General features: G+C 36.5%; 18 protein-coding genes and 2 pseudogenes. 4 read left to right on the top strand and 16 right to left on the bottom strand.

Annotation, left to right across the window (positions count from 1 at the left end; translation table 11 throughout):
* Window positions 1-31: 31 nt before the first annotated feature.
* Entirely contained in the window at window positions 32-652 is a 621-nt protein-coding gene (locus CLNEO_RS11980; RefSeq protein WP_066089332.1) for a DNRLRE domain-containing protein, read from the bottom strand.
* Window positions 653-828: 176 nt separating this feature from the next.
* Between CLNEO_RS11980 and CLNEO_RS11975 the strand changes: the two genes are divergently transcribed.
* Complete coding sequence (locus CLNEO_RS11975) at window positions 829-1,137, top strand: hypothetical protein (protein ID WP_066089329.1); 309 nt, start codon at window positions 829-831, stop codon at window positions 1,135-1,137.
* 68 nt (window positions 1,138-1,205) lie between these two features.
* Here the strand turns inward: CLNEO_RS11975 and CLNEO_RS11970 are convergent, their stop codons facing one another.
* The 3 genes and pseudogenes from CLNEO_RS11970 to CLNEO_RS11960 form a co-directional block, all read right to left on the bottom strand.
* Window positions 1,206-1,760: a hypothetical protein gene (locus CLNEO_RS11970; protein ID WP_066089326.1), complete on the bottom strand. Its 555-nt coding sequence runs from the start codon at window positions 1,758-1,760 to the stop codon at window positions 1,206-1,208.
* An 86-nt stretch (window positions 1,761-1,846) separates the two neighbouring features.
* Window positions 1,847-2,104: a hypothetical protein gene (locus CLNEO_RS11965; RefSeq protein ID WP_066089322.1), complete on the bottom strand. Its 258-nt coding sequence runs from the start codon at window positions 2,102-2,104 to the stop codon at window positions 1,847-1,849.
* 1 nt (window position 2,105) lies between these two features.
* Window positions 2,106-2,294, bottom strand: a pseudogene (locus CLNEO_RS11960) (DNA cytosine methyltransferase); the annotation flags it as partial.
* 74 nt (window positions 2,295-2,368) lie between these two features.
* Here CLNEO_RS11960 and CLNEO_RS11955 point away from each other — a divergent pair.
* Complete coding sequence (locus CLNEO_RS11955) at window positions 2,369-2,605, top strand: hypothetical protein (protein WP_066089316.1); 237 nt, start codon at window positions 2,369-2,371, stop codon at window positions 2,603-2,605.
* 142 nt (window positions 2,606-2,747) lie between these two features.
* Here the strand turns inward: CLNEO_RS11955 and CLNEO_RS11950 are convergent, their stop codons facing one another.
* From CLNEO_RS11950 to CLNEO_RS11940, 4 genes and pseudogenes are all read right to left on the bottom strand, one after another.
* Window positions 2,748-4,085 (bottom strand): MATE family efflux transporter, encoded by a 1,338-nt coding sequence (locus CLNEO_RS11950; protein ID WP_066089313.1) that lies wholly within the window; start codon window positions 4,083-4,085, stop codon window positions 2,748-2,750.
* 75 nt (window positions 4,086-4,160) lie between these two features.
* Window positions 4,161-4,649 (bottom strand): AraC family transcriptional regulator, encoded by a 489-nt coding sequence (locus tag CLNEO_RS16540; RefSeq protein ID WP_330382597.1) that lies wholly within the window; start codon window positions 4,647-4,649, stop codon window positions 4,161-4,163.
* Between the two features lie 42 nt (window positions 4,650-4,691).
* A pseudogene (locus CLNEO_RS16680) lies at window positions 4,692-4,943 on the bottom strand (AraC family transcriptional regulator); the annotation flags it as partial.
* A 325-nt stretch (window positions 4,944-5,268) separates the two neighbouring features.
* Window positions 5,269-5,907, bottom strand: a complete 639-nt coding sequence (locus CLNEO_RS11940) for a type 1 glutamine amidotransferase family protein (protein ID WP_066089306.1) — start codon at window positions 5,905-5,907, stop codon at window positions 5,269-5,271.
* Window positions 5,908-6,013: 106 nt separating this feature from the next.
* Between CLNEO_RS11940 and CLNEO_RS11935 the strand changes: the two genes are divergently transcribed.
* Window positions 6,014-6,946 carry a helix-turn-helix transcriptional regulator gene (locus tag CLNEO_RS11935; RefSeq protein WP_066089304.1) on the top strand — a complete coding sequence of 311 codons (933 nt, stop codon included), beginning with the start codon at window positions 6,014-6,016 and terminating at the stop codon, window positions 6,944-6,946.
* Window positions 6,947-7,186: 240 nt separating this feature from the next.
* Here the strand turns inward: CLNEO_RS11935 and CLNEO_RS11930 are convergent, their stop codons facing one another.
* The 8 genes from CLNEO_RS11930 to CLNEO_RS15895 all read right to left on the bottom strand — a co-directional run bounded on the left by CLNEO_RS11930 (window position 7,187) and on the right by CLNEO_RS15895 (window position 13,003).
* On the bottom strand, window positions 7,187-7,423 hold the full coding sequence (locus tag CLNEO_RS11930; RefSeq protein WP_201032923.1) for a hypothetical protein: 237 nt from the start codon (window positions 7,421-7,423) through the stop codon (window positions 7,187-7,189).
* Window positions 7,424-7,698: 275 nt separating this feature from the next.
* Window positions 7,699-8,238, bottom strand: a complete 540-nt coding sequence (locus CLNEO_RS11925; RefSeq protein ID WP_066089301.1) for a DUF1697 domain-containing protein — start codon at window positions 8,236-8,238, stop codon at window positions 7,699-7,701.
* Window positions 8,239-8,504: 266 nt separating this feature from the next.
* Window positions 8,505-8,960 carry a VOC family protein gene (locus CLNEO_RS11920; protein WP_066089298.1) on the bottom strand — a complete coding sequence of 152 codons (456 nt, stop codon included), beginning with the start codon at window positions 8,958-8,960 and terminating at the stop codon, window positions 8,505-8,507.
* Between the two features lie 35 nt (window positions 8,961-8,995).
* Window positions 8,996-9,832: a helix-turn-helix transcriptional regulator gene (locus CLNEO_RS11915; protein WP_066089295.1), complete on the bottom strand. Its 837-nt coding sequence runs from the start codon at window positions 9,830-9,832 to the stop codon at window positions 8,996-8,998.
* A gap of 252 nt (window positions 9,833-10,084) precedes the next feature.
* Complete coding sequence (locus tag CLNEO_RS11910) at window positions 10,085-10,597, bottom strand: accessory gene regulator ArgB-like protein (protein ID WP_066089292.1); 513 nt, start codon at window positions 10,595-10,597, stop codon at window positions 10,085-10,087.
* A gap of 266 nt (window positions 10,598-10,863) precedes the next feature.
* Window positions 10,864-11,349, bottom strand: coding sequence for a hypothetical protein (locus CLNEO_RS11905; protein WP_066089289.1), 486 nt, complete (start codon window positions 11,347-11,349; stop codon window positions 10,864-10,866).
* Window positions 11,350-11,353: 4 nt separating this feature from the next.
* Window positions 11,354-12,523, bottom strand: coding sequence for a hypothetical protein (locus CLNEO_RS11900; protein WP_066089286.1), 1,170 nt, complete (start codon window positions 12,521-12,523; stop codon window positions 11,354-11,356).
* A gap of 336 nt (window positions 12,524-12,859) precedes the next feature.
* Entirely contained in the window at window positions 12,860-13,003 is a 144-nt protein-coding gene (locus tag CLNEO_RS15895) for a hypothetical protein (protein WP_157723560.1), read from the bottom strand.
* Window positions 13,004-13,226: 223 nt separating this feature from the next.
* On the opposite strand from CLNEO_RS15895, the gene CLNEO_RS15890 reads away from it, so the two are divergent.
* On the top strand, window positions 13,227-13,394 hold the full coding sequence (locus tag CLNEO_RS15890; protein ID WP_157723559.1) for a hypothetical protein: 168 nt from the start codon (window positions 13,227-13,229) through the stop codon (window positions 13,392-13,394).
* Window positions 13,395-13,492 lie beyond the last annotated feature (98 nt).

The raw sequence follows: 13,492 nt of genomic DNA, 5'->3' as shown, positions 1-13,492 counted from the left end.
ACCTCAAAAAAACTTTTATTTCAAAAATAATTTAAGCCATAACTTGTTGATCCTTGAGGAAGCTTTCTTCGTTTCGACTTTGAACCTCAACAATGCTCTGGATACATTTAAAACTATGGTGTTCGCATTCACCATCATAAATTAACCGAAGGAAAGGCTGCATTCCTTTTACCGGAAAATCAGAAGATGCGTAGGACATCAGAGGTGAATCTCCAATACCCATCAAAAGCAATCCCTTATTTTCAATATCACCGGTAATCCATGCCTTAACAATGTCTGTTATATCAATCTCCGTATAACCCAAATAACTGTTATTTTCAAAAAGCACTTCCATACTTTTATCCACTGCGGGAGCGCAAAAATTGCACATATAGACGTTGAAAAAATCTAACAATGGATACAACCCATACGCATTATTATCACTGGGTGCACAATGGGAAATACTATTAAGTGGTTTTTTAAACAACACAAGCTTCGCCTGTTCCAATTGCATTGAGCAATAAACCTGACCCATGCGCAAATCAAAAAATAAGTGTAAAGCATAATCCTGGCAAAATCCTCTGCCAAGAAGCAAATTGTACCCGTTGTAAGAAGAACTACAGTCATTTGATGCACTTATGGCATCCTTTACTTTCAAATCCACCAACTTCATTTTATCACCTCCCTTCAATATACTATATACATCTTTTTTATTTAGGAAACTGTTTTTAGAAAACTGTTTTTAGGAACTTGTCTTATTCTTTGTAACAACTTATCCCTTAACGAATATACTGTAATTGAAAGAAGATATCCAACTTTCACAAACAAAATATCAAGGAGGTGAACATTATGGCCATAGCTGTAACTGTAACAACCAACGAAACCTTATCAGAGGTTCAAGATAATGCGGTGCTAGACATTACCTTCACAAACTTAGAGGCCTTCACCTATGCCGCTGAATCAACTGTTTACTATTTAGCACTCCTTACAGATTCAACACCCGTAACACCACTTACCAGAGAGGTTACTTTTTCTGTTTATCACGAAACCGGTGGTACAGTAGATGCCGATGAAACGCAGTCCTTTACTTTCGAAAACACAACGAACCTTATTCCAGAAATCACCGGTTCCGACGGAAGAATTTGTTATATGGCATAACAAAATTGAAGAACTAGGCAACAAGCATATTGAACTATCTCGCCTTAAGTAAAAAAAAGTCAGTATTTTCAAGCCACAGCCCAAAAATACTGACTTTGCTTTATACTGAAGTTTTTCCCTATCCCTGTTCCCCTGTCATTATCCGCATTATCTGCTCGCTTTGCAGTAAAACCTTGATCCTTTAAGCTCTTTTCTATACGCGATAAATAAGGAAACACATCACTTTCTTTCTCATTTTTCAATCGAATGATTATCAGAAATTCTCGTGCAGTAGCCATCTGCACCTGCATTCGGTCGAGATTAGTGCTGTCTTGCATCAGAAGCTTTCGTATAATAGGATTTTCCTCTTCCTCCATACGCTTTTTTAGATATTCCTTATTGTCATCAAAATTCTCCTTGGAATTAAGGCAGAGCATTTCAATTTCTGCAATCCCTTTCAGCACCGTCATCAGTGCGTAGATTCTACTGCTTACACTGCTTTCCGAAAGTACAGAGATATTTGTTGGGTGGATGATGAAATATACAAGTTCACCGTAAGGTGTAACAAGGCTGTAATCAGTAATTTTCGTAATCCCAATCAGTTCTCTTGTGGAATTTTTATGTTTTTCTCTCTGTTTTTTCATACTCAAATAATTTCCTCTCTACATTTATCTTTCTGGATAATCAGATCGTGATTTACTCTTGGCTCAAACAAAATATGGGTGCAGCATCATGCTGCCCATTCATATGCCTGTGGCTTTAAAATAAAAAAGGACACAGCATATCGGATAAAATCCAAGATACTCATATCCTCAAATCGAATGCTTAAAAAAGCGTATGCAGCAGTAATCACAACTGGGAATAGGATGCCTGTTTGAGCAAGGGCAAAAACAGAAATAAGCAATCCTATTCCAATGATTCCAATATCACGCAGTTCCCACAGCCATAGTGTTGCTTTTGCTTTTAAGTTATCGGGATACATATACATTTTAACTTTCCTCACTTTCTTCCTTGAATTTTCCCAAGTAAAAAGCAATCCCACGGAGAACAAAATCTACGCATGGAATTGCCACACTGTTTCCAATTGCCTTGTATCTTGGCGAATCTGATGCTTTTGGTATATTCGTCCACCCATCGGGAAAGCCTTGCAGTCTTTCGCACTCAAGAGGTGTCAGCCTATCCTGCTTGGAAAGGAAGTACATCAAAAGCCGCCTCAAATGCAGATATCAAATCATCACTTGGGCTTGGAGTTGTGCGTTTTACAGAATTGCCTGAATCTCCTGAAATTGTAACCCAAGACTATGAGTATCGTGTAAATACTGAGGTTATTACGGCAGTTACTGTCAGCGGAGGGCAGAGTGACCCAGATAACTCAACTAAAGTCAGCTTTTCTATTGACGGAAAAACTTATAATGTTGGAAATGTCTATTATCCTCAAGGTGATAGTCAACTTGCGTGGGTAAAGTGGACAACACCAGATACTGAATAAGACATAGTAATTCATGTATCGGTGAAGGGATCAGGTGGAACAGATAAAACCACCATTATTGGGGCTATACTTGGCTTATAGGTAAAGAGATAGCCGCTACACAAGATTAAAGTGTAGTGGCTATCGTCTCATAAGATGCCAGTTATTCTGTGGCAAATCCGTGCGATTTCTTAGTAGTTTCTTTTCTGATAAAGAACAATGTCAGAAATAGTGTTACTATTTCTGTAGTTGGTGCAACCAGCCATACACCCATCATCCCCAGAAATACTGGAAGTGTGAAAATGCAAATGAGTAGAACAACTAATCCTCGTGCTGAGGAAATAATAGCAGACTCATTTGCCCTCCCTATAGAGGTAAAGTAAAAAGAAGTGATTGTATTGATTCCTGAAAAGAGAAACGAAATAGCAAAAATCGCTACACCGGAATGTATCATCTGTTGCACCAAATCATTCTTTATGAATAAACCACTGTACCAATCAGCCCCAAACACTACCAGTAAAAGTACCACCGCTCCTGCAATCAATACCATTGTGTTGGTGATTTTACGCAGGCTCTTTGACAGAGAATATTCCTTGGCACCATAAGTGAAGCTAACCAGTGGACTGGCTCCTTGCCCAAAACCAATCAGCACCATGCTAAAGATATATGCCACATAGCCTACGATAGTAAATGCAGTAACACCATCAACGCCGATATGCTTTAGTATCACAAAGTTGTAGGCAAACATCGAAATACTAAGGGACATCTCGCCGATAAACTCTGAACTGCCATTGAGGAGTGTGTTTTTAAGCACATCCTTTGAAAAAGTAAATTTATGGAGTTTGTACACACTTGACTTTTTGATAAAGAAGTAGAGTATGCACACCAATGTAACCGTTGCTGAAAGAAGGGATGCTGCTGCAATGCCTTTTACACCAAACCCCATCCAGCGAACAAATAAATAGTCCAATAAGATGTTGAGTAGCACGTTCAAAATATTAACCTGCATAAAATATTGCGGTTTTCCTTCTCCACGGATAAACATACCAAAGGATGCGTTTATCACCATAACGGGAAGCTCTAACAGCAGAATGACATAATAGTCTTTGAAAAATCCTACTACCTGTCTATCGGCATTTAACAGATAAAGCATTGGGTCAAGGCAGAACCAGACAATCACACTCAGCAAAATGGTTGCAAGTGTTGAGGTGACCATCGTTTGATTAAAGACGCTGTTGCATTTTTGGGTGTCTTTTCCGCCCAGTGCAATTCCTGCGATTGCCACACCACCGACTGAAACCATTAATCCTACTGCAAGGTACAAATAAATAATCGGTAAACCTAAGTTTACCGCAGCAAGTCCCTCTGAACCCACATAGTTTCCGATAAAAAAGCCATCTACTACAGTAATCAGAGAGGTTAGTACCATAGCAATAATCGATGGAATCGAGAATTGCAGAATGGTTTTTACTTTGTTATTCTTGATGTTTTCTAAATTCATATTCATTTCCTCCAATCCTTTGTTCACATCCTAAGGATAGCAGAGGAAGCAAAAATAAACTTCTGTATTTGTGCTCTATTGAATAGGAATACAAAAATCGATTTCCATATACATGGTATTGCAATCGATTTTTCTGTAAATATCAAAGCCGTATCGGTCGTCAATTTCAAAACCGCTTTTCGGTAGCCATACATTAAAGATGCTTTGATAAGCGGTATAGATCCGATCCACTGTTCCCTTAAAGTGATAGTCAGCAAACTTGCCACCTATTAGTGTATAGATGTTTTCCAGGGCACAGTCTTGTGGTGCAGTGATGCACAGATCATACAAGCACTCATCAATATGGGTAATAGAAGGATCATCATAGGTGCGCTCAATCAGCAATGTTTCATTGGTGATGTATTGCTGATACTTTTCTTGGAAGTTGCACCAATGGGTCGATAAATCCCGATAACTTCCCTTATATCGTTCATAGATTACCCTGTAATCCGCAAGAGTATTGATAGAGATTTTTTTGTTGCATTCTTCAAATGACTCTAAACTGATATCAGCAACGCAAAACATGGGGTTAGATAAGGATTTCTGTGCAATGCTTCGACGAAATTCAATAGGAGACAGATCATGATACTGCTTGAAAGCAGAGCTGTAATTTGATGAGCTGTAACCATATTTCCAGCCGATATCAGTGATGTTTTTATTTTTTTCAACCTTTAGGCGAAACGCACTTTGCTCCAGCTTTACACGTTTAATAAACTCATAGATACTTTCATCGGTTTCTGCCTTAAATAATCTGGAAAAATAATATTTAGAAAAGTTGCAATGAGACGCAACCTCATCAACCGATAGGTCTTCGCTTATGTTATTTAAGATATAGTCTATTGCACGATTGATAGATTCGTTGGTTATTATAACTTCTCACTCCTGTCTTTATCTCAATAGATAGTAATAAGCCTTAATAGGGCTTGGTTAATAGATATTTGCAGTATGATTTTATCACAGTAAAGTAACATCTTCAAGTAACCAAATATGAACAACAGAAAGGGAAAAACCACCGCCCTTTTGCAAGGATACTCTGGACTATATTGGGGATATGATATTTAAAGAGAAATAGGACAGCCTTGCATTATCAGCAAGGCTGTCCTCAATTTTATACGGATGATATTCTGCTTAGGAAACAGCTATATCAATTTTCATTGTTAGATGGCAAAGTCTGCATTAGCGCAAAAAAATGTTCAGGCTTTCCGGTGCTAAAGTAGTTATACCAAGCTTCCAATGTATCCGATTGAAACACGCCTAAATGTTCAATGATTTGCTTTGCCCACAATAAGCCTCCAGTAGAACCTGCAGTAATAAGGTTGTGATCCGCCACAGACGAATCGTCTATATAAAAACTTTGTCCTTTATAACAGGGAGAAAACATTTCAAGAAATCCCGATCCATTACTGGTGTGTGGACGATTATCTAACACCCCAATATTAGCAAGTGCAACAGTGGCTCCGCAGATTGCACACACAAGGACACCAGAAGAAAGGAATTTACTTGCTTTTTCTATGATAGTGCCATGCTTTGGGTCGCTCCATGTATTTGCGCCCGGCAATAGTAGTACACTTGTTTCACTTGCAACCATATCCTCAATCAAGCAATCAGGTACAATTGTCAGTCCGCCCATTGTATGGATTGGGTCTTTCGAATAACTGACTGTTTTTAGAGATACACTCTGTGCATCCTTTTTGAAAAATCGACCGGAATTAAGTTCTGAAGTAACATACCCTAATTCCCAGTCGGCTAAAGTATCAAGAATATAAACATAGATTGTAATCATAAATTTCCTCCACTTGGTGTGTAATATTGTTTTGTTTGCTTTTTTATTGTATCATATGATTGTTGACAACAGTATGGCAACAATTAAAAAAGGAGATATCAGTTCGATGAAAATAGACAGACTAGTTAGTATGATTATGATACTTCTGGATAAAAAACGGATAGGTGCACAGGAGTTAGCGGATATGTTTGAAGTTTCACCTCGCACAATCTACCGTGATATAGATACAATTAATATGGCAGGTATTCCTGTCCACTCCACATCGGGAGTGGGTGGAGGCTTTGAAATTATGCGAAACTATAAACTTGATAAAAAGTTTTTTTCCACTGCTGATCTTTCTGCTCTCTTAATGGGGCTTTCCAGCCTTTCAAACACAGTACAAGGGGATGAATTGGTAAATGCCCTAGCAAAAGTTAAGAGTTTTATCCCTGCCGATAAAGCGAAAGACATAGAATTAAAGGCAAATCAAATCCATATAGATTTGAGCCCTTGGATGGGTAACAGGAATATCCAACCGTATTTAGAAATTATCAAAACAGCCTTACAGGAAAGTAGGCTACTGACCTTTCAATATTCAGCTCACCACGGAAATAAAACTGCACGAATAGTCGAGCCGTATCAGCTTGTATTGAAAAATAGTCATTGGTACTTACAAGGCTATTGCCATATGAGGAGTGATTATCGCTTATTCAAGCTATCCCGCATATCAAATATACAAATAAAAGATGAATCTTTTATACCACGAGATTATCAGAAACCGATTTTAGAATTTGAGGATATTTTAGAAACAATGGAAACAAAAATTAAAATCCGTATTCATAGAGCTGTGATGGATAGGGTGCTTGATTATTGTGCTTATGAAGAATTTGCTCCAGATGGCGACGAGTATTACATTGTTGATTTCCCTTTTATAGAGAATGATTACTATTTTGATGTTCTTCTTAGTTTTGGAAATAAATGCGAGTGTTTAGAGCCGTTATATATACGCAAAGAAATGAAACGAAGAATACACGATATCGCTGTCATGTACGAAAACTAAAATATGGATATTTTTATGGCAGAGGGAAAAGATAGTAAGTCAAATAAACCACCGCCCTTATGCAAGGATACTTTGGACGATACTCGGGATGTGATGGTGAAATAGAAAGAGGGTAACCAAGCCAAAGATGGCAAGGTTTCCCTCTTTCGTAGTTATCAAGATTCGCTTTAGTATAGCCAATTTAGGCTCACTAAGGTGTTTTCTCATAATCGTGCCACTAATATGATGTTTAATATAGCATCAGTTAAACGAAGAAGGCATTAGATATTTATCGGGAGAAGTAGCATAGCCATTTTGATACTTTACAGTCATATACAAAGTTTTTTCATCGTTTACCAGCTTAATATAGCAGATATTATTTTCGAATTTATCAGTAATATCAATTTTTTGGTCGAACCAATAAACCCAAACAGAGCCATTGTCTTCATAGTGAACATCAGGGGCTGTTATCTCTTCTAATAATTCATCTTCTGTCAATGGTCTTTCTGTAATAATACAAGTGGGAATGGCAAAAGGTTACATACAAATAAAAAATATTTCAAATTAGCTGTCTGCGAATGCAAACAGCTAGAAGCATTAAAAAAGTAAATTTATTCACCATCCTTATGCAAGGATCCTCTGAATTATTTTGGGTATGTAATGAATATGAGCCAATGCACTAGTGAAAGTACATTGGCTCAATTGTATAATTATCGGACATTCTGTAAACAGGAATTGGTAAAAGTAGTATTCATTTATCCACGTTGCTATAATCACAAGGTGGCTATTTTTCTTACTGTATTTGCAGTGCGTATTGTAATCTTGCTACTTATCTTTGAGTTTGCAGTCTTAGACCACCAATTTGTCTTTTTATAATCCTTTCGACCAAATGACCAGAAAACAGCATTTTTATAATTCCAAACTTTTTCGTATTCGTCTTTAGGGTTGCCGATTGCATCACAAAACTCCTCATAAGATAAGGGAGGCATAAGGAAAATCAAATTATCGTATATTTCTTTATTGTCATCTCCCCACCAATCAGGAGTATTATTTAAAATTTCCGCTAATTCCTCTTGTAAAACAATAAAAACCGGAATTGCTAAATCAAACTTGTCTTTTATCATTAACATTATTTTATTTGAAAGATTATTTTTATCATCAATAACACTGGAAAAGATAACATTTCCACTATTGAGATATGTAATAACATCGGCAAAGCCAAGTTCTAAAAAATACTCTTTTAATTTAGACATGGATATCTTATTTTTTCCGCTTACATTTATTCCCCTTAATAAGGCAATATACCTTTTCACGGACAACACCGCCTCTTTAAATTTTGATTTACGATTATTTCATATATTTATTATACAATTTACCAAGTGTGTTGTCCACCGCCCTTTTGCAAGGATGCTCTGGACGATTTTAGATATGTAACAGTGAAAGGGCAAGCAGTTGCTTGCCCTTTCATATCCATCACCTCAATCAGCAGTAAGTGATGCGATAAAATGGTCAATATGTTTAGTTGAAATAAAAATGCAAGATCGGTACAGCTTTTTTCATAGCCCAGGCCTAGCAATTTTTACATAAGACTTTTTACAAATTCTACTGGGAACATGGTTCTCTCTGCAGTTTCCTCAATGCTAAGTCCTTGTGCTAAAAAACGTTTTGCTACACTTGCCATGCTTTCGGCCACTTCAATTATAAATTTGTCATAGTCATAAAACCTTATAACACGTTGCCCCCACGGATATTCTTTAGCCTTATGTATAAATTCAATTCCTTCTGTGTCGCTAATTTTATCTTGCCAATAATCTAAATCTTCCACTTCAAAATAAAGCTGAAAGTTGTTTGGCTGTGCCTTGCAGGGTAAATCTGCTCCAACAAGTTCAGCGTAATTGGATTGCAGAGAAAGTCCCCTTTCAAAAGAGACATGTACCCCCAAATCCATCATGATCTTTTGTTCCATTACAGTTTCATAAAAATGCTTTGCCTTCTCCATATCAGATACGGCAATCAAAGTGCCTTGATATTGCATACTATCACTCCTCATTCGTTTTACTTAATGATATATTAGAATTTGGCTATCTCGCTGTAAAAATCGGACATATTATCCCGATACGCCTGCGGAGTGATACCGCAAATTGCCTTAAAATCATGGATGAAGTGAGGCATATCATAAAATCCTGTTTCCATAAAAACCTGTGTTAAGCCATAGTTGTGTTGCTGTAAAAGCCGTATAGACTTGTTTACACGTACAAGGCGAGAGAACGATTTTATACTCACGCCCAAGTATTCGTCAAAAAGTCGTCCTAAATGGCGTTCGCTATAAAAAACATTGTGTGAAAGCTCTTTTACTGAAAGACACCCTCCGCTATTTATAATCAAATTATTTGCTTGTGAAAATTCCCGGCGATAAAATGTACCTTTCAGGTGAGCCAGAAAGAGCCTGTCTATTTTATTAATTAGGTTATGGATATTTAACGACATTTCCAGTTCATTTGCCATCAGTCGGTTCATTGCGGGATTAACATTTTCAAAGTCAATAACAAAATCTGTTATTTCTTTTTGTGGCATTCCGCTAAAGGCATAATAACCCGCTGGTTGAAACTCTACAATAAACAAGAGTTTGAAATTATTGCCTGATTTGCCAACATATGAAGGTTTTGTGATGGGGCCAAACAATTTGCCGTGGATGTGGCTATCATTACATGATAGAACAAGTGTAGCGCTCCCGTGTGGTAAAACGGAGTAATTATCTGACATCATACCGTTACTCGGATAAGTGATCGTGTAATTGGAAATAAAATTTCTAAGTTCTAAATGTGGTTGAATATATATAAAATCAACACCTCGAATTAGTACTCGGCTATAATTCGTATAGTTCTGAATTGATTCTTTTGTAAGCATGGCACGACCAACTCCCCTCTAACATTTGTGATTCAAGTGTAATGTTCTCAAAATATTAATACTCTTCAATCTTATGCTATCAAAATTTAATTGTATAATACAACTGTTAATTTTGCCTATGAATTAGCTGTTTTCTTATTTTTTGGTGTTTAAGGGTTGAATTAAAAGGTGCTTCAGGCAGGCTTTTTGTGAAGTTTACAAGAAGGGAGAATTTAAATGAGCAAGGGAACAAAAGTAATATTGCAGAATTTATTAACGGTGAAATCTGTGGTTACTAAATTGATGCATCCTATCATGATCAGATGTATCTACTACAATCAAACCAGTTGCAACCATAAAGTTCAATGTTCCAATTTCCACATCCTCGGGTTCAGTACTAGGTGTTTCCGCAGGGGCAAGTTTCAGAAGAACCGGTATAGCTATAAGTAACATAGCAACACCTAAAAAAAGCATGTACCCTTCGGGTGTAAACTTTATTACACCTAACACCAAAATGATAACTCCACTTGACATCAAATAGCAATTTATTGCCTTTTTGCAGTGATACCCACCTGCATATGTACGAATAAAAGAGAAAGATCCCAGAAATACAAGGCTTTCCAATACCAATCCGAACATAATACCTAACACTACTGTTGTAATGATATTAAAAGCTAACTCTGTTCCAACGGAAAGTCCATAAACAATGACTTCTTTGTTTTGGCCTTTAGTCATATCATTTTTAATCAGTACATCCGCAAGTTTTTCCATCTGTTTCGTAAACATTAGAATTTACGCAGTTTTTTCGCTGAATCTGGCAGCTTAACATTGATGTTTTATGCCTTTGGTCGTTGTAGGGAACTGGTCAACGGCGTTTTTAGGTCTTGGGTTGAGAGGTCAGACTTGGTGTTTTGTATCCTTGAAGTTTCCTCGGAAGTCTTGGCTCCGACTTTATACCATAAGAAAAGGTTTAAGAGCCACTTTGTCATCAGGTCAAATTTTAAAGGGTGAGATTGATAAATCAACCCCACCCCAATTATTAACAAAGAGAATCATGATTCGTCTTTAGAATCTTTAATATACTTCTTTGCTAAACGTTCATATTCTTTATAAACGTCGTCCTTAACATATGCAGTAATCACCTCGCCCCAATCAGAACAATATATTGCGCGCTGATTAGGACGCAATTCATAGTCGCTAATATGAAATAAGGTTTTACTATTATCTTTTTTATGATTTATTTCTAACTCATAATCACTGGAACCATAAATTAGGTTCTCTGGTGAGCCGGGGTCAAGCTTGGGATTCATATATTTAACAGAAGATATTATTTGCAAAAAAGATTCATAATCTGCCTGATCAATTTGTATATGATCTTCTCCAATGGGCCCCAGGCTTGCTTCATAAATATAAACCGTTACGTCTGTTCTAGGAAAGTTATCTAGACCCTGTATCCGTTGGTAATGTGTTGTAAAATAGCTAAACAGAAATACGCATACAAGAATTAAACACCCAATTATAGCTTTTAATTTTTTCATTAAATTACTCCATAGTTATAGTTTGGTACCACGTAAATGTGTGTCCATTAAAAACAATAGCATACCTATAATCTGCGGCCGTAGAATACACGAATTCTTGGGAATCGGGATCCATGAATTCTGCAGAAAAATGTTTATCTGTTCTTGAAAAACCGCACAAATCAATCATATGTCCCTTTTTGTTATATTTATAGCCAGCAATAGCTGGTAATTCATTGTCATAAATTGTATTAACGATTTCTGATGTTGTAAGTCTTCCATCAGTAGAAATAGTATAATTTCCGCTGCCCTCTTCATTAACAATAGTATCTAATACATCAGCAGCTTCATCTAATGATAGCCCTTCATCTGTTGATTTACCGCTAATCCTATGTACTTCTTCAACTGTCCAATTTTTAAATGTTCTTGGCTCTAAATACCTTGCAATAGCCAAAATGCTTGCTGAAGCACAAGTATCACCTGTAGGTTGCCCAACGATTGGAAATTTAGAAAGCCGTCCGCCACTTGAACTTACGCTTCTTGCTTGAATTAATGAATTTTCAATGTTTGTTTCATTTAGCAAATCTGCAATTTGAATGGTGGGTTCTAAAATACTTTCTGAATCTATGTAATCTAAACCCTCAAGTGTGGAGGAATCTTCTAAAACTGAGGCCTGTAAATTAACACTCATTTTATTATTAGACAATTCAGAATCAGATAATTCAAAGTTTTTTGTTTGTTTATCAGAGATTTCTTCTGTCCAAAGAGATTCACCATCACCAACAATAATATAAGGCTCATCTGATTTTTCATTTAACATTTCGCTGAACGATTCTCCAATATTACTAAATAATGTTCCTTCACCAGTTTTTCCAATCGTTAATATTGTCACAACTTCGTTATCAGAAACGATTGGGAAATAGATAATTTCTTTATTTAAAATAGTGCCAGACCCTTCCTCGGTATCATTATAAAGATAGAAGGGAGTGCCAAAATACAAATCAGAGCAGTCTTCAGGCAAACCGTAGTCAGATGCATGATTCATTGCAAATTCTATTGAGTTAGTTCCATACTCGTGTAGTGCTTCATTAATTTCGTCAGCTGTTAGCCCGCCATTACTTGAACTTGCATAAACAGGGGCGGTAAAAGAGCATAACATAAGTGCAGATAATACAAACGTAAATACTTTTTTCATTATATCATTCCTCCTATAATAACCTAAATAAATATACTATTTATGTTGAAAGCATTAAACAAAATAAACATCAAATTAGATTGCCAAAGTTACATATCCCTTTTATACTATAATAGTAAGTATCCTGTTTGAAACAGATTTTGTGTTGTCCGGCACGCTCTCTGATTTTTCATGCAGGATATTTTTATGCACCTCCCATTTTTCTGATTTTCACACAATTCAACTTTTTCAGTACATTGTTGCATTACTAATTTAAAAGTTATCAATAGCAATTACAAAAATCATCAACTTACCCCATTTCTCATTCAGGCAATGTTTTACAAATCTCTTAATTACTTATCTTTTTAATCTTTCCGGCACTTTCGGTTCATATAGTCTACCGTGGCACATCATGATTGCAAAAAAGGATGCTGACGCACAAAGCATTTGTGCTGACAATTTAACGCTACTACTTGTTAAAAACTCTTTAATTTTTTTCATGATATTTCCTCCTTTTAATATTGACTAATAGTGACCTAATTTTTCTGTACGCTTGTACCTCCTTTCACGAAATATGTTATCACAAAATTTACCAAATTCTAGGGCTAGGTCGTGAAATAGCCTTTCTAGGTCGTGAAATAAGGTTTTTTACGATTGTATGTCTATTTTTGCCATGCTATGATATATGAGGAAAATATTTTAAAACATTTTTACGGAGGAAATTATGTCATTTTTATGGATTGGATGGGAACTATTAATTAATATTGTTGAAGAAGGAATGTTTTGCTATCTACTTACAAAAACACTTGGATATCATCACCACCAGCTCAGCTGGTGGTTTGCTCTGCCCCTAGAAGGGGCTTTTACCAACTTGCATCTAAAGATGCATTGAACGGTTTGCCAACCGTTTCTTATTCTCTGGCTACTGCTAAAGCAGTTTACTTCTTGCCTGTGCTCACTTGCTCACCCGTAAACGGGTCAATGTATTCT

Source organism: Anaerotignum neopropionicum (assembly GCF_001571775.1).
In the GTDB taxonomy this organism is placed as follows: Bacteria; Bacillota; Clostridia; order Lachnospirales; family Anaerotignaceae; genus Chakrabartyella; species Chakrabartyella neopropionicum.
Note: the sequence above shows the minus strand (reverse complement) of the source record. Positions and strands in the feature narration are given on the sequence as shown.